At 46.8% G+C, this 17,816-nt stretch carries 5 protein-coding genes, 4 tRNA genes and 7 rRNA genes; 2 read left to right on the forward strand and 14 right to left on the reverse strand.

Features of this window, described 5'->3' with window-relative positions; all coding sequences use genetic code 11:
- Positions 1–161 precede the first annotated feature (161 nt).
- From OCU56_RS12325 to OCU56_RS12375, 11 genes are all read right to left on the reverse strand, one after another.
- Positions 162–237: transfer RNA gene (locus OCU56_RS12325), tRNA-Ala, on the reverse strand.
- A gap of 111 nt (positions 238–348) precedes the next feature.
- Positions 349–425, reverse strand: a tRNA-Ile gene (locus tag OCU56_RS12330).
- A 213-nt stretch (positions 426–638) separates the two neighbouring features.
- Positions 639–2,208, reverse strand: a 16S ribosomal RNA gene (locus tag OCU56_RS12335).
- Positions 2,209–2,611: 403 nt separating this feature from the next.
- Positions 2,612–2,727: ribosomal RNA gene (gene rrf / locus OCU56_RS12340) — 5S ribosomal RNA — on the reverse strand.
- A gap of 156 nt (positions 2,728–2,883) precedes the next feature.
- Positions 2,884–5,773 (reverse strand): 23S ribosomal RNA (locus OCU56_RS12345).
- 337 nt (positions 5,774–6,110) lie between these two features.
- Positions 6,111–6,186: transfer RNA gene (locus OCU56_RS12350), tRNA-Ala, on the reverse strand.
- Positions 6,187–6,274: 88 nt separating this feature from the next.
- Positions 6,275–6,351, reverse strand: a tRNA-Ile gene (locus OCU56_RS12355).
- Between the two features lie 99 nt (positions 6,352–6,450).
- Positions 6,451–8,005, reverse strand: a 16S ribosomal RNA gene (locus OCU56_RS12360).
- Positions 8,006–8,362: 357 nt separating this feature from the next.
- Positions 8,363–8,478: ribosomal RNA gene (gene rrf / locus OCU56_RS12365) — 5S ribosomal RNA — on the reverse strand.
- Positions 8,479–8,598: 120 nt separating this feature from the next.
- Positions 8,599–11,488: ribosomal RNA gene (locus OCU56_RS12370) — 23S ribosomal RNA — on the reverse strand.
- Positions 11,489–11,904: 416 nt separating this feature from the next.
- Positions 11,905–13,474, reverse strand: a 16S ribosomal RNA gene (locus tag OCU56_RS12375).
- Together the 16S, 23S and 5S rRNA genes with 4 tRNA genes alongside form the textbook arrangement of a ribosomal RNA operon.
- Before the next feature lie 681 nt (positions 13,475–14,155).
- On the opposite strand from OCU56_RS12375, the gene OCU56_RS12380 reads away from it, so the two are divergent.
- A complete protein-coding gene (locus OCU56_RS12380) occupies positions 14,156–14,629 on the forward strand; it encodes an RNA recognition motif domain-containing protein (RefSeq protein ID WP_261873473.1) in 474 nt (157 codons plus the stop codon).
- Here OCU56_RS12380 and murI read toward each other — a convergent pair.
- Positions 14,610–15,395, reverse strand: coding sequence for a glutamate racemase (gene murI, locus OCU56_RS12385; protein WP_261873474.1), 786 nt, complete (start codon positions 15,393–15,395; stop codon positions 14,610–14,612). The two genes, OCU56_RS12380 and murI, sit on opposite strands and share 20 nt — an antisense overlap.
- Before the next feature lie 214 nt (positions 15,396–15,609).
- Between murI and trmA the strand changes: the two genes are divergently transcribed.
- Positions 15,610–16,719, forward strand: coding sequence for a tRNA (uridine(54)-C5)-methyltransferase TrmA (trmA, locus tag OCU56_RS12390; RefSeq protein ID WP_261873475.1), 1,110 nt, complete (start codon positions 15,610–15,612; stop codon positions 16,717–16,719).
- Between the two features lie 30 nt (positions 16,720–16,749).
- On the opposite strand, the gene OCU56_RS12395 is transcribed toward trmA, so the two are convergent.
- Positions 16,750–17,106, reverse strand: coding sequence for a YijD family membrane protein (locus OCU56_RS12395; RefSeq protein WP_261873476.1), 357 nt, complete (start codon positions 17,104–17,106; stop codon positions 16,750–16,752).
- 10 nt (positions 17,107–17,116) lie between these two features.
- A complete protein-coding gene (gene fabR / locus OCU56_RS12400) occupies positions 17,117–17,728 on the reverse strand; it encodes an HTH-type transcriptional repressor FabR (protein ID WP_261873477.1) in 612 nt (203 codons plus the stop codon).
- Positions 17,729–17,816 lie beyond the last annotated feature (88 nt).

The following is a 17,816-nucleotide window of genomic DNA, read 5'->3' on the forward strand; positions in this document are numbered from 1 at the left end:
CCTAAATCTTAAAGACTTAGGATTTGAGAACTTTTAAATTTGAATATTGTTAATCAAACAATATTCGTCAGCTTTCCAAATTGTTAAAGAGCATGAATTTCTTTCGAAACCATTTTTAAAGATTCTACTTTCTATTTAAAAGAAATAAGAACACTTAAAGATGGTGGAGCTATGCGGGATCGAACCGCAGACCTCCTGCGTGCAAGGCAGGCGCTCTCCCAGCTGAGCTATAGCCCCATCTGTAGATGAGATAAATCAGTTATATGTAATCTTTTTGAGAGCAAGGCAACTAGTAAGGCCGCATACCTTAGTATGCAACGCGCTAGTTAACGCAGCTATCAGAAAGATTGGTGGGTCTGAGTGGACTTGAACCACCGACCTCCCGCTTATCAGGCGAGCGCTCTAACCAGCTGAGCTACAGACCCATTTCTGCTACGCATTTTTCCTTATTTCCGCGTCAGGACTGCGCTCTTCAGTCAGTCACATACTCATGTATGCTCCTTCCTTCATCGCTTGCCTTCCTTGAACTAAGAAAAACTGCTTTGCATAAATAACTCAATATTATTGATTTATCTTTCTCTTTCTCTTTTCTAAACCATATCAATCTGTGTGGACACTCATCGTGAGCAATCATCGTATAAGGAGGTGATCCAGCCCCAGGTTCCCCTAGGGCTACCTTGTTACGACTTCACCCCAGTCATGAACCACAAAGTGGTGAGCGTCCTCCCCGAAAGGTTAAACTACCCACTTCTTTTGCAGCCCACTCCCATGGTGTGACGGGCGGTGTGTACAAGGCCCGGGAACGTATTCACCGTGACATTCTGATTCACGATTACTAGCGATTCCGACTTCATGGAGTCGAGTTGCAGACTCCAATCCGGACTACGACGCACTTTTTGGGATTCGCTCACCATCGCTGGTTGGCCGCCCTCTGTATGCGCCATTGTAGCACGTGTGTAGCCCTACTCGTAAGGGCCATGATGACTTGACGTCGTCCCCACCTTCCTCCGGTTTATCACCGGCAGTCTCCCTGGAGTTCCCACCATTACGTGCTGGCAAACAAGGATAAGGGTTGCGCTCGTTGCGGGACTTAACCCAACATTTCACAACACGAGCTGACGACAGCCATGCAGCACCTGTCTCAGAGTTCCCGAAGGCACCAATTCATCTCTGAAAAGTTCTCTGGATGTCAAGAGTAGGTAAGGTTCTTCGCGTTGCATCGAATTAAACCACATGCTCCACCGCTTGTGCGGGCCCCCGTCAATTCATTTGAGTTTTAATCTTGCGACCGTACTCCCCAGGCGGTCTACTTAACGCGTTAGCTCCGAAAGCCACGGCTCAAGGCCACAACCTCCAAGTAGACATCGTTTACGGCGTGGACTACCAGGGTATCTAATCCTGTTTGCTCCCCACGCTTTCGCATCTGAGTGTCAGTATCTGTCCAGGGGGCCGCCTTCGCCACTGGTATTCCTTCAGATCTCTACGCATTTCACCGCTACACCTGAAATTCTACCCCCCTCTACAGTACTCTAGCCTGCCAGTTTCAAATGCGGTTCCGAGGTTGAGCCCCGGGCTTTCACATCTGACTTAACAAACCACCTGCATGCGCTTTACGCCCAGTAATTCCGATTAACGCTCGCACCCTCCGTATTACCGCGGCTGCTGGCACGGAGTTAGCCGGTGCTTCTTCTGTCGCTAACGTCAAACACATAAGCTATTAACTTATATGCCTTCCTCACGACTGAAAGTACTTTACAACCCGAAGGCCTTCTTCATACACGCGGCATGGCTGCATCAGGCTTGCGCCCATTGTGCAATATTCCCCACTGCTGCCTCCCGTAGGAGTCTGGACCGTGTCTCAGTTCCAGTGTGGCTGATCATCCTCTCAGACCAGCTAGGGATCGTCGCCTTGGTGAGCCATTACCTCACCAACTAGCTAATCCCACCTGGGCATATCCTGAAGCGAGAGGCCTAAAAGGTCCCCCTCTTTGGTTCCCATTTCGAAAAACAGGGACATTATGCGGTATTAGCTATCGTTTCCAATAGTTATCCCCCACATCAGGGCAATTTCCCAGGCATTACTCACCCGTCCGCCGCTCGACGCCCAACAAATCACCCGAAGGGTCAATGTTGTCGTTTCCGCTCGACTTGCATGTGTTAGGCCTGCCGCCAGCGTTCAATCTGAGCCATGATCAAACTCTTCAATTAAAGTTTTTTTGCATCTAAGATGCGGCTCAATGAATACTGACTTCAAAACTCTTTCTTTAATAAATAAAGAAGTAATTCTAAAGCTATTATCGTTCCAACAGAACGATAATGAATTGACTGTGCTCTTATTGGTTTTCACTTTTAAAAAAGTAAAACAAAACAGCTCAAGGCTGATTTCCAATTTGATATTGGTCACTCAGTTCATTGATAAATCTTTTCGATTATCATCAACGAGTGCCCACACAGATTGATAGGTTTAAATTGTTAAAGAGCGTGCTTTTGATGCCTTAGCACCTAAGCAGGTCGCATATAATACGCGACCGACTGTTAAAGTCAACATAAAACTCTAAATAAATTAGAACTTTATGGTGACTCACCTCTTACGAGATAAGTCGAAATTAAAGCCTGGCGATGTCCTACTCTCACATGGGGAAGCCCCACACTACCATCGGCGCTATTGTGTTTCACTTCTGAGTTCGGCATGGAATCAGGTGGGTCCACAACGCTATGGTCGCCAAGCAAATTTTGTAATACCCGCATAACGCAGATATTAATAATTCGGAAAACTGTTTTTTACCTTCATCTTTTCTAAAAAGATGAAAACAAAAGTTAAAAGTCTATATACACATTCAATCTGTTCTTTCTTTGAGTCCATCAAAACCCCTTGGGTGTTGTATGGTTAAGCCTCACGGGCAATTAGTACAGGTTAGCTCAATGCCTCGCAGCACTTACACACCCTGCCTATCAACGTTCTAGTCTCGAACAACCCTTTAGGACACTTAAAGTGCCAGGGAAGACTCATCTCAGGGCTCGCTTCGCGCTTAGATGCTTTCAGCGCTTATCGATTCCGAACTTAGCTACCGGGCAATGCCATTGGCATGACAACCCGAACACCAGAGGTTCGTCCACTCCGGTCCTCTCGTACTAGGAGCAGCCCCCTTCAATCTTCCAACGCCCACGGCAGATAGGGACCGAACTGTCTCACGACGTTCTAAACCCAGCTCGCGTACCACTTTAAATGGCGAACAGCCATACCCTTGGGACCGACTTCAGCCCCAGGATGTGATGAGCCGACATCGAGGTGCCAAACACCGCCGTCGATATGAACTCTTGGGCGGTATCAGCCTGTTATCCCCGGAGTACCTTTTATCCGTTGAGCGATGGCCCTTCCATTCAGAACCACCGGATCACTATGACCTGCTTTCGCACCTGCTCGAATTGTCATTCTCGCAGTCAAGCGGGCTTATGCCATTGCACTAACCACACGATGTCCAACCGTGTTTAGCCCACCTTCGTGCTCCTCCGTTACTCTTTGGGAGGAGACCGCCCCAGTCAAACTACCCACCAGGCACTGTCCTCAACCCCGATTAGGGGTCTAAGTTAGAACATCAACACTACAAGGGTGGTATTTCAAGATTGCCTCCACCCCATCTAGCGACGAGGTTTCAAAGGCTCCCACCTATCCTACACATGTAGGGTCAATGTTCAGTGCCAAGCTGTAGTAAAGGTTCACGGGGTCTTTCCGTCTAGCCGCGGGTACACTGCATCTTCACAGCGATTTCAATTTCACTGAGTCTCGGGTGGAGACAGCGTGGCCATCATTACGCCATTCGTGCAGGTCGGAACTTACCCGACAAGGAATTTCGCTACCTTAGGACCGTTATAGTTACGGCCGCCGTTTACCGGGGCTTCGATCAAGAGCTTCGACCTAAGTCTAACCCCATCAATTAACCTTCCGGCACCGGGCAGGCGTCACACCGTATACGTCATCTTACGATTTTGCACAGTGCTGTGTTTTTAATAAACAGTTGCAGCCACCTGGTATCTGCGACTCCTAGTAGCTCCATCCGCAAGGGACTTCACCGCCAAGAGCGTACCTTCTCCCGAAGTTACGGTACCATTTTGCCTAGTTCCTTCACCCGAGTTCTCTCAAGCGCCTTGGTATTCTCTACCCGACCACCTGTGTCGGTTTGGAGTACGATTCCTTATAATCTGAAGCTTAGAGGCTTTTCCTGGAAGTATGGCATCAATGACTTCATCGCACGTAGCGACTCGACATCGTATCTCAGCGTTAACAGTGGTCCGGATTTACCTAAACCACCCGCCTACTTACTTGAACCTGGACAACCATCGCCAGGCCCACCTAGCCTTCTCCGTCCCCCCATCGCAATTATAAGAAGTACGGGAATATTAACCCGTTTCCCATCGACTACGCCTTTCGGCCTCGCCTTAGGGGTCGACTTACCCTGCCCCGATTAACGTTGGACAGGAACCCTTGGTCTTCCGGCGAGGGAGTTTTTCACTCCCTTTATCGTTACTCATGTCAGCATTCGCACTTCTGATACGTCCAGCAGCCCTTACAGACCACCTTCAACCGCTTACAGAACGCTCCCCTACCCCGCATACAAAGTATGCAGCCGCAGCTTCGGTGTATAGCTTAGCCCCGTTACATCTTCCGCGCAGGCCGACTCGACCAGTGAGCTATTACGCTTTCTTTAAATGATGGCTGCTTCTAAGCCAACATCCTGGCTGTCTAAGCCTTCCCACATCGTTTCCCACTTAGCTATACTTTGGGACCTTAGCTGGCGGTCTGGGTTGTTTCCCTCTCCACGACGGACGTTAGCACCCGCCGTGTGTCTCCCGGATAGTACTCAATGGTATTCGGAGTTTGCAAAGGGTTGGTAAGTCGGGATGACCCCCTAGCCTTAACAGTGCTCTACCCCCATTGGTATTCGTCCGAGGCGCTACCTAAATAGCTTTCGGGGAGAACCAGCTATCTCCAGGTTTGATTGGCCTTTCACCCCTAGCCACAAGTCATCCGCTAATTTTTCAACATTAGTCGGTTCGGTCCTCCAGTTGATGTTACTCAACCTTCAACCTGCCCATGGCTAGATCACCTGGTTTCGGGTCTAATCCTAGCAACTCGACGCCCAGTTAAGACTCGGTTTCCCTACGGCTCCCCTATTCGGTTAACCTTGCTACTAAAATTAAGTCGCTGACCCATTATACAAAAGGTACGCAGTCACGCTTCGAGGCGCTCCTACTGCTTGTACGTACACGGTTTCAGGTTCTATTTCACTCCCCTCACAGGGGTTCTTTTCGCCTTTCCCTCACGGTACTGGTTCACTATCGGTCAGTCAGTAGTATTTAGCCTTGGAGGATGGTCCCCCCATGTTCAAACAGGATATCACGTGTCCCGCCTTACTCGATTTCACTTTAAACAACATGTCGACTACGGGGCTATCACCCTTTATTGCGGCACTTTCCAGAGCCTTCGTCTGTGTCATTAAAAGCTTAAGGGCTAATCCAATTTCGCTCGCCGCTACTTTCGGAATCTCGGTTGATTTCTCTTCCTCCGGGTACTTAGATGTTTCAGTTCCCCGGGTTTGCCTCATTAACCTATGTATTCAGTTAATGATACCTGCTTATGCAGGTGGGTTTCCCCATTCAGAAATCCCAGACTCAAATGGTTATTACTACCTAATCTGGGCTTATCGCAAGTTATTACGTCTTTCATCGCCTCTGACTGCCAAGGCATCCACCGTGTACGCTTAGTCACTTAACCATACAACCCCAAAGGGTCTTGCTAACGCAATACGCTTGCTACAGCGTAGTATGACGTTTCCAAGGTGCGTTATCTCTTTATTATGAGCGAGATAACATTCGATTTTGCCGGACTCAAATTTGAATAACATCAGGCAATGATGTTATTCCCAAGAACACTTGAATGTGTGTTGGTACCTAATCACTCTTTACTTAAAAAGAATCACTAGGATTTGAGAACTTTTAAATTTGATAAATAATGAAATCACATTATTTATCGTCAGCTTTCCAAATTGTTAAAGAGCATAATTACTATTAAGTAACCATTTTTAAAGATTCTTCAAAAGAACACTTAAAGATGGTGGAGCTATGCGGGATCGAACCGCAGACCTCCTGCGTGCAAGGCAGGCGCTCTCCCAGCTGAGCTATAGCCCCATCTTAGTATTTTTTCTTAGACAAGGCAGATTGTGAGGCCGTGTACATCAGTACACAACGAATAATCTAACGCAGTATAAGGAAAAATTGGTGGGTCTGAGTGGACTTGAACCACCGACCTCCCGCTTATCAGGCGAGCGCTCTAACCAGCTGAGCTACAGACCCAATTTTTCACAAAATAACCGAAGGTTATTTCGTAAAATACTCTCTTACTTTCTAAACCATATCAATCTGTGTGGACACTCATCGTGAGTAATCATCGTATAAGGAGGTGATCCAGCCCCAGGTTCCCCTAGGGCTACCTTGTTACGACTTCACCCCAGTCATGAACCACAAAGTGGTGAGCGTCCTCCCCGAAAGGTTAAACTACCCACTTCTTTTGCAGCCCACTCCCATGGTGTGACGGGCGGTGTGTACAAGGCCCGGGAACGTATTCACCGTGACATTCTGATTCACGATTACTAGCGATTCCGACTTCATGGAGTCGAGTTGCAGACTCCAATCCGGACTACGACGCACTTTTTGGGATTCGCTCACCATCGCTGGTTGGCCGCCCTCTGTATGCGCCATTGTAGCACGTGTGTAGCCCTACTCGTAAGGGCCATGATGACTTGACGTCGTCCCCACCTTCCTCCGGTTTATCACCGGCAGTCTCCCTGGAGTTCCCACCATTACGTGCTGGCAAACAAGGATAAGGGTTGCGCTCGTTGCGGGACTTAACCCAACATTTCACAACACGAGCTGACGACAGCCATGCAGCACCTGTCTCAGAGTTCCCGAAGGCACCAATTCATCTCTGAAAAGTTCTCTGGATGTCAAGAGTAGGTAAGGTTCTTCGCGTTGCATCGAATTAAACCACATGCTCCACCGCTTGTGCGGGCCCCCGTCAATTCATTTGAGTTTTAATCTTGCGACCGTACTCCCCAGGCGGTCTACTTAACGCGTTAGCTCCGAAAGCCACGGCTCAAGGCCACAACCTCCAAGTAGACATCGTTTACGGCGTGGACTACCAGGGTATCTAATCCTGTTTGCTCCCCACGCTTTCGCATCTGAGTGTCAGTATCTGTCCAGGGGGCCGCCTTCGCCACTGGTATTCCTTCAGATCTCTACGCATTTCACCGCTACACCTGAAATTCTACCCCCCTCTACAGTACTCTAGCCTGCCAGTTTCAAATGCGGTTCCGAGGTTGAGCCCCGGGCTTTCACATCTGACTTAACAAACCACCTGCATGCGCTTTACGCCCAGTAATTCCGATTAACGCTCGCACCCTCCGTATTACCGCGGCTGCTGGCACGGAGTTAGCCGGTGCTTCTTCTGTCGCTAACGTCAAACACATAAGCTATTAACTTATATGCCTTCCTCACGACTGAAAGTACTTTACAACCCGAAGGCCTTCTTCATACACGCGGCATGGCTGCATCAGGCTTGCGCCCATTGTGCAATATTCCCCACTGCTGCCTCCCGTAGGAGTCTGGACCGTGTCTCAGTTCCAGTGTGGCTGATCATCCTCTCAGACCAGCTAGGGATCGTCGCCTTGGTGAGCCATTACCTCACCAACTAGCTAATCCCACCTGGGCATATCCTGAAGCGAGAGGCCCGAAGGTCCCCCTCTTTGGTCCGTAGACGTTATGCGGTATTAGCTATCGTTTCCAATAGTTATCCCCCACATCAGGGCAATTTCCCAGGCATTACTCACCCGTCCGCCGCTCGACGCCCAACAAATCACCCGAAGGGTCAATGTTGTCGTTTCCGCTCGACTTGCATGTGTTAGGCCTGCCGCCAGCGTTCAATCTGAGCCATGATCAAACTCTTCAATTAAAGTTTTTGTGTTCCGAAGAACGGCTCAATGAATACTGACTTCAAAACTCTTTCTTTATAAATAAAGAAGTAATTCTAAAGCTATTATCGTTCCAACAGAACGATAATGAATTGACTGTGCCAATGATTAAAAATCATTGTATTGGTCACTCAGTTCATTGATAAATCTTTTCGATTATCATCAACGAGTGCCCACACAGATTGATAGGTTTAAATTGTTAAAGAGCGTGCTTTTGATGCCTTAGCACCTAAGCAGGTCGCATATAATACGCGACTGACCGTTAAAGTCAACATAAAACTCTAAATAAATTAGAGCTTTATGGTGACTCACCTCTTACGAGATAAGTCGAAATTAAAGCCTGGCGATGTCCTACTCTCACATGGGGAAGCCCCACACTACCATCGGCGCTATTGTGTTTCACTTCTGAGTTCGGCATGGAATCAGGTGGGTCCACAATGCTATGGTCGCCAAGCAAATTTTGTAATACCCGCATAACGCAGATATTAATAATTCGGAAAACTGCTATTTAAAAGTCTATATACACATTCAATCTGTTCTTTCTTTGAGTCCATCAAAACCCCTTGGGTGTTGTATGGTTAAGCCTCACGGGCAATTAGTACAGGTTAGCTCAATGCCTCGCAGCACTTACACACCCTGCCTATCAACGTTCTAGTCTCGAACAACCCTTTAGGACACTTAAAGTGCCAGGGAAGACTCATCTCAGGGCTCGCTTCGCGCTTAGATGCTTTCAGCGCTTATCGATTCCGAACTTAGCTACCGGGCAATGCCATTGGCATGACAACCCGAACACCAGAGGTTCGTCCACTCCGGTCCTCTCGTACTAGGAGCAGCCCCCTTCAATCTTCCAACGCCCACGGCAGATAGGGACCGAACTGTCTCACGACGTTCTAAACCCAGCTCGCGTACCACTTTAAATGGCGAACAGCCATACCCTTGGGACCGACTTCAGCCCCAGGATGTGATGAGCCGACATCGAGGTGCCAAACACCGCCGTCGATATGAACTCTTGGGCGGTATCAGCCTGTTATCCCCGGAGTACCTTTTATCCGTTGAGCGATGGCCCTTCCATTCAGAACCACCGGATCACTATGACCTGCTTTCGCACCTGCTCGAATTGTCATTCTCGCAGTCAAGCGGGCTTATGCCATTGCACTAACCACACGATGTCCAACCGTGTTTAGCCCACCTTCGTGCTCCTCCGTTACTCTTTGGGAGGAGACCGCCCCAGTCAAACTACCCACCAGGCACTGTCCTCAACCCCGATTAGGGGTCTAAGTTAGAACATCAACACTACAAGGGTGGTATTTCAAGATTGCCTCCACCCCATCTAGCGACGAGGTTTCAAAGGCTCCCACCTATCCTACACATGTAGGGTCAATGTTCAGTGCCAAGCTGTAGTAAAGGTTCACGGGGTCTTTCCGTCTAGCCGCGGGTACACTGCATCTTCACAGCGATTTCAATTTCACTGAGTCTCGGGTGGAGACAGCGTGGCCATCATTACGCCATTCGTGCAGGTCGGAACTTACCCGACAAGGAATTTCGCTACCTTAGGACCGTTATAGTTACGGCCGCCGTTTACCGGGGCTTCGATCAAGAGCTTCGACCTAAGTCTAACCCCATCAATTAACCTTCCGGCACCGGGCAGGCGTCACACCGTATACGTCATCTTACGATTTTGCACAGTGCTGTGTTTTTAATAAACAGTTGCAGCCACCTGGTATCTGCGACTCCTAGTAGCTCCATCCGCAAGGGACTTCACCGCCAAGAGCGTACCTTCTCCCGAAGTTACGGTACCATTTTGCCTAGTTCCTTCACCCGAGTTCTCTCAAGCGCCTTGGTATTCTCTACCCGACCACCTGTGTCGGTTTGGAGTACGATTCCTTATAATCTGAAGCTTAGAGGCTTTTCCTGGAAGTATGGCATCAATGACTTCATCGCACGTAGCGACTCGACATCGTATCTCAGCGTTAACAGTGGTCCGGATTTACCTAAACCACCCGCCTACTTACTTGAACCTGGACAACCATCGCCAGGCCCACCTAGCCTTCTCCGTCCCCCCATCGCAATTATAAGAAGTACGGGAATATTAACCCGTTTCCCATCGACTACGCCTTTCGGCCTCGCCTTAGGGGTCGACTTACCCTGCCCCGATTAACGTTGGACAGGAACCCTTGGTCTTCCGGCGAGGGAGTTTTTCACTCCCTTTATCGTTACTCATGTCAGCATTCGCACTTCTGATACGTCCAGCAGCCCTTACAGACCACCTTCAACCGCTTACAGAACGCTCCCCTACCCCGCATACAAAGTATGCAGCCGCAGCTTCGGTGTATAGCTTAGCCCCGTTACATCTTCCGCGCAGGCCGACTCGACCAGTGAGCTATTACGCTTTCTTTAAATGATGGCTGCTTCTAAGCCAACATCCTGGCTGTCTAAGCCTTCCCACATCGTTTCCCACTTAGCTATACTTTGGGACCTTAGCTGGCGGTCTGGGTTGTTTCCCTCTCCACGACGGACGTTAGCACCCGCCGTGTGTCTCCCGGATAGTACTCAATGGTATTCGGAGTTTGCAAAGGGTTGGTAAGTCGGGATGACCCCCTAGCCTTAACAGTGCTCTACCCCCATTGGTATTCGTCCGAGGCGCTACCTAAATAGCTTTCGGGGAGAACCAGCTATCTCCAGGTTTGATTGGCCTTTCACCCCTAGCCACAAGTCATCCGCTAATTTTTCAACATTAGTCGGTTCGGTCCTCCAGTTGATGTTACTCAACCTTCAACCTGCCCATGGCTAGATCACCTGGTTTCGGGTCTAATCCTAGCAACTCGACGCCCAGTTAAGACTCGGTTTCCCTACGGCTCCCCTATTCGGTTAACCTTGCTACTAAAATTAAGTCGCTGACCCATTATACAAAAGGTACGCAGTCACGCTTCGAGGCGCTCCTACTGCTTGTACGTACACGGTTTCAGGTTCTATTTCACTCCCCTCACAGGGGTTCTTTTCGCCTTTCCCTCACGGTACTGGTTCACTATCGGTCAGTCAGTAGTATTTAGCCTTGGAGGATGGTCCCCCCATGTTCAAACAGGATATCACGTGTCCCGCCTTACTCGATTTCACTTTAAACAACATGTCGACTACGGGGCTATCACCCTTTATTGCGGCACTTTCCAGAGCCTTCGTCTGTGTCATTAAAAGCTTAAGGGCTAATCCAATTTCGCTCGCCGCTACTTTCGGAATCTCGGTTGATTTCTCTTCCTCCGGGTACTTAGATGTTTCAGTTCCCCGGGTTTGCCTCATTAACCTATGTATTCAGTTAATGATACCTGCTTATGCAGGTGGGTTTCCCCATTCAGAAATCCCAGACTCAAATGGTTATTACTACCTAATCTGGGCTTATCGCAAGTTATTACGTCTTTCATCGCCTCTGACTGCCAAGGCATCCACCGTGTACGCTTAGTCACTTAACCATACAACCCCAAAGGGTCTTGCTAACGCAATACGCTTGCTACAGCGTAGTATGACGTTTCCAAGGTGCGTTATCTCTTTATTATGAGCGAGATAACATTCGATTTTGCCGGACTCAAATTACACACCTACTTAAAGTAGATGTCCTTTTTTGTTCTACTTTTTTAAAAAAAGTGGAAATAAAAAGGCAAGAACACTTGAATGTGTGTTGGTACCTACATCTACAAGAGACATAGGATTTGAGAACTTTTAAATTTGAATATTGTTAATCAAACAATATTCGTCAGCTTTCCAAATTGTTAAAGAGCATAAAGCAAAAAGCTTTAATCAATAACCGAAGTCATTAATTAAAGCTCTAATACTTTAACTAAATTAAACCATCAATCTGTGTGGACACTCATCGTGAGTAATCATCGTATAAGGAGGTGATCCAGCCCCAGGTTCCCCTAGGGCTACCTTGTTACGACTTCACCCCAGTCATGAACCACAAAGTGGTGAGCGTCCTCCCCGAAAGGTTAAACTACCCACTTCTTTTGCAGCCCACTCCCATGGTGTGACGGGCGGTGTGTACAAGGCCCGGGAACGTATTCACCGTGACATTCTGATTCACGATTACTAGCGATTCCGACTTCATGGAGTCGAGTTGCAGACTCCAATCCGGACTACGACGCACTTTTTGGGATTCGCTCACCATCGCTGGTTGGCCGCCCTCTGTATGCGCCATTGTAGCACGTGTGTAGCCCTACTCGTAAGGGCCATGATGACTTGACGTCGTCCCCACCTTCCTCCGGTTTATCACCGGCAGTCTCCCTGGAGTTCCCACCATTACGTGCTGGCAAACAAGGATAAGGGTTGCGCTCGTTGCGGGACTTAACCCAACATTTCACAACACGAGCTGACGACAGCCATGCAGCACCTGTCTCAGAGTTCCCGAAGGCACCAATTCATCTCTGAAAAGTTCTCTGGATGTCAAGAGTAGGTAAGGTTCTTCGCGTTGCATCGAATTAAACCACATGCTCCACCGCTTGTGCGGGCCCCCGTCAATTCATTTGAGTTTTAATCTTGCGACCGTACTCCCCAGGCGGTCTACTTAACGCGTTAGCTCCGAAAGCCACGGCTCAAGGCCACAACCTCCAAGTAGACATCGTTTACGGCGTGGACTACCAGGGTATCTAATCCTGTTTGCTCCCCACGCTTTCGCATCTGAGTGTCAGTATCTGTCCAGGGGGCCGCCTTCGCCACTGGTATTCCTTCAGATCTCTACGCATTTCACCGCTACACCTGAAATTCTACCCCCCTCTACAGTACTCTAGCCTGCCAGTTTCAAATGCGGTTCCGAGGTTGAGCCCCGGGCTTTCACATCTGACTTAACAAACCACCTGCATGCGCTTTACGCCCAGTAATTCCGATTAACGCTCGCACCCTCCGTATTACCGCGGCTGCTGGCACGGAGTTAGCCGGTGCTTCTTCTGTCGCTAACGTCAAACACATAAGCTATTAACTTATATGCCTTCCTCACGACTGAAAGTACTTTACAACCCGAAGGCCTTCTTCATACACGCGGCATGGCTGCATCAGGCTTGCGCCCATTGTGCAATATTCCCCACTGCTGCCTCCCGTAGGAGTCTGGACCGTGTCTCAGTTCCAGTGTGGCTGATCATCCTCTCAGACCAGCTAGGGATCGTCGCCTTGGTGAGCCATTACCTCACCAACTAGCTAATCCCACCTGGGCATATCCTGAAGCGAGAGGCCTAAAAGGTCCCCCTCTTTGGTTCCCATTTCGAAAAACAGGGACATTATGCGGTATTAGCTATCGTTTCCAATAGTTATCCCCCACATCAGGGCAATTTCCCAGGCATTACTCACCCGTCCGCCGCTCGACGCCCAACAAATCACCCGAAGGGTCAATGTTGTCGTTTCCGCTCGACTTGCATGTGTTAGGCCTGCCGCCAGCGTTCAATCTGAGCCATGATCAAACTCTTCAATTAAAGTTTTTTTGGTCTTGCGACCGGCTCAATGAATACTGACTTCAAAACTGTTCCTTACTCGAAAGTAAGAAGTAATTTTAAAGCTATTATCGTTCCAACAGAACGATAATGAATTGACTGTGCTCTTATTGGTTTTCACTTTCCCTCTCTATTTAAAGAAAGTAGTAAAACAAACCAGCTCAAGGCTGATTTCCAATTTGATTTTGGTCACTCAGTTCATTGATAAATCTTTTCGATTATCATCAACGAGTGCCCACACAGATTGATAGGTTTAAATTGTTAAAGAGCGTGCTTTTGATGATTCCTTTTGTGAGGAGCCTCTCAAGCGGACGGCCATTCTAGCGATTTGAACCTCAGTGTCAAACACTTTTTGAATTTAATTTTCTAAGTGAAGTTAAATTCAAATGGTTCGGCTAGTTCGCCTACTGAAACACTGCAGAGTATTGTGTGCTATGCCGTGTCAGTGAGGCGCATTATAGAGACCTGCGTCACATTGGCAAGAGCTTTTTTAAACTTTTATTTCAAGTGTTGAGAAAACAACCAATAATCTACCATATAGCTATTTTCGCCTGAACACATGATAAAATTGGAAAAATTATTGTGCCACGCGTAATATCTATGTGTCTGTTTTGTTAATGAATTTCACACCCTTCAATTCACCAATATAGTGATAAACCAATTATGAACTCAAACAAGTCTCTGTTAATTGTCATCATCCTTGCAGTAGCTGGCTCAGCACTTGTATCTAGTATAGAAATCAATCCAGGTATCGCATTCTGCATCGGTGTAGTGGTTACTGCACTCATTCTATGGCAGAAACCAACGGCTAAAACCACCGCCAAACCTAAAACTACTTACTCACAACAAACACCCCCTACTAATAGTGACCATTCTACTTTGTATGTCGGTAATCTTTCTTATAAAGCAAGTGAATCCCATATTAAGGAATTATTCGAAGAATATGGCGTGGTTTACAGTGTGCGTTTAATGAAAGATAAACGCACGGGCAAACGTCGAGGGTTTGGATTTGTAGAAGTAGATAATAAAGACGTTGATTCTATGGTTGCTGAACTCAACGAATTTGAATATATGCAAAGAACCATTAAAGTTCGCATTGCCAACGAGCCTAAGCATCCTACAGTGGCTGAATCTTAATTTTTGAAAAGCCCAGCTCGGTAAATGATATTTGTAGTGCTGATTTCGCATAGGGCTCAGCACTACAGTAAGCATCATAATTTACAGGTGCAGTGGTATCTTTAGTATTTTGCTGAAGAAGGTATGCCACTCTTCTTGAGATTGCTTCACCAGAATCCACCAACTCAACCTCTCGGCCAAGCACTTGGCCAATCTCACGTCTTAATAATGGAAAATGGGTGCAACCTAGTACCGCCACATCCACACAGCCTTGCAATGGTTGTAACACTTTCTGCAAAGCCACTAGATCTACCTTAACTCCGCGTAGTTTTTGCTCTGCCATATCAACCAGTTCTGTCGTGCCGATCATTTTTATCTCTTTATCACTGGCAAAATGCTTTATCAGATCACGAGTATATTCTCTGGTGACCGTCGCGGGCGTAGCGATAATGCCCACTCCCTGGTGAGATATTTTGGATGCGGGCTTAATCGCAGGTACAACCCCTACAATTGGTACAGAAAATTTTGCGCGGAGTTTTGGTAAAACAACAGTACTAGCCGTATTACAAGCAATCACAACTAAAGCGATGTTTTGCGTTTCGATAAAGTAGCTCACATACTTTTCTACTCGTTCAAGTAATTTATCTTGTTCAAGTTCTCCATAGGGGTATGCTTCGTTATCAAACGCATAAGTACAACTGACCCATGGTAATCGGGCTTTAATGTCTTTAAAGACTGAAATGCCACCCACTCCAGAGTCAAACATCAAGATTCTAGTTTCAGGCATGGGTGCTCTTTGTCGGATAGATAGGTTAATAAGGGCTACTTTATCAAAATTAACGGTATTGTTAATCCATCAAATCTTAGATCTAAATAAAATAGTCGTGAAATTAAGTTGTTATTGTCTCGCTAGATAACAAAATATCTTATGCACGTAATCTATACTCTGAGAGCTGATACGTATAGAATCTGCGCTCCTTATTTCAAGTTAGGTAAAGTGAATGGTCGACCAAAATGTAAACACTGACTCTTATCAATTACAGTTGAATGAGAAAACCGCACGTCTGCAAGATATGTTCAGCGAATATACAATGCCACCATTAGAGGTATTTACTTCTGATGAGCAGCATTACCGAATGCGTGCGGAATTTCGTGTTTGGCATGAAGGGGAAGACCTTTACTACGTCATGTTTAATCAGGAAACTCGCGAAAAGTACCGTGTTGATACCTTTCCTGTCGCCAGTCGCCTAATCAATGACTTAATGCCATTGCTTGTTGAGGCGCTCAAAGAACATAACGTATTGCGCCATAAGCTTTTCCAAGTCGACTTTCTTTCTACATTAAGCGGCGAAATTTTAGTTTCTCTACTGTATCACAAGCAACTTGACGATGAATGGCAGCAAAAAGCCAAAGCGCTGAAACAGCAGCTAAACGATGAAGGGTTTAATTTGCACCTCATCGGTCGAGCAAGAAAAATGAAAGTAGTATTAGATAGAGACTATGTTATCGAGAAGCTTAACGTTTTCGGTAATACTTATACCTACCAACAAGTTGAAAATAGCTTTACTCAACCTAATGGTCATGTTGCTGAGAAAATGTTGGAATGGGCAGTTGATTGCACCAAAGAATCTACAGGTGACTTATTAGAGTTATATTGTGGTAATGGTAATTTCTCTCTTGCCCTTGCTCAGAACTTTAATCGCGTACTTGCAACTGAGCTAGCAAAGCCTTCTGTCGATTCTGCTCAATTCAATATTCAAGCGAATAACATCGACAATGTGCAAATTATTCGTATGTCTGCAGAAGACTTTACCGACGCAATGGAAGGTAAGCGCGAGTTCCGTCGTCTTAAACAAGCTAATGTAGATTTGAGCAGTTATGACTGCAATACCATATTTGTTGATCCACCACGCTCTGGGATGGATGAAGGTACCTGCAAAATGGTACAAGGGTATGAGCGAATTTTATATATCTCATGTAACCCTGAGACACTAAAAGACAACTTAGCGATTTTAGGTAAGACACATAACATCACTCGCTATGCTTTGTTTGACCAATTCCCTTATACCCACCACATGGAAATGGGAATACTCCTTGAGCGAAAAGCTTAATTTAGAAAAGAGCGGCTAGCCGCTCTTTTTTTATCGCCCTAGATAACCCAATTTTTTACCTACCCACAACAAAAGAACTAAAGTAAATATGATTGAGAAAAAATTGGTGCCTGCATCTGGATATTGTGCCTTGATAAAAGCCGTATGACCGAAGAAACCAATAAAGAAACTGCCTAAACCCAACAATGGAAAATCTTCATTTACCGGCTTACTCAAATAATTTTGATAAATGGCCTGCACTGCTAAAATTAGACAGATGACGGGAAAAATCGAAAATGAGTAGCTAGCAATCGCTAGTGATGAAAACAGTGCACTACCACTCATTCCACACACTACGGCTAATAAGAGTGATGCTTTTCCCGAAACGGCTTCTTTTTTGTCTGTCATAGGTTCCCCCTTAATTATTGCTCTTAAATTTATTCATCGCTTCTCCACCTAAAGAGATCATCCTCACCTGATCAACCAAACGTTGTCTGTGAGCGGCCCGTTGACTCGGCTCTATATCCAAAAACTCGGCTCCAGAGCTGAACACTAACGCGACAATCGCATCCGCTTGTAGTGATGCAAGGTCTCTAGGTAACTTTTGAGTACTAAGGTAATCAGCAAGCTCGGCGCTAAAGAACTGAATTTCTCTGGCTACGGCCAAGCGAAACTCCTCTGATGTTCCAGAGCGCTCCCGTAACAATAGCCTAAATATATCAGGGTTCGTCTCTATAAACTCGACGAAGGTCTCAATGGAGGTTTGTATAACACTGCGATTTTCTTGAATTCTTTCTCTCGCTCGACGCATTAATTGACGCAATAGCAATCCAGCTTCATCAACCATTACCAACCCTAGTTGATCCATGTCGTCAAAATGGCGATAAAAAGACGTAGGGGCAATACCAGCTTCCCTTGCTACTTCTCTAAGACTCATACTTGAAAAGCTTCGACCTGCAGATAATTGCCCCAATGCTGATGCGATAATTGCTCTTCGTGTTTTTTGTTTTTGTTCTGCCCTAACGCCCATAATTCTTTCATAACCTTGAAACCTGCCTCAATAAAGCATAACTCGTTCTCTATTTGCAAACCCTCCTTAGCCACAAAGTGATCTTTAT

This window comes from Vibrio rarus (genome assembly GCF_024347075.1).
GTDB classification, from domain to species: Bacteria; Pseudomonadota; Gammaproteobacteria; order Enterobacterales; family Vibrionaceae; genus Vibrio; species Vibrio rarus.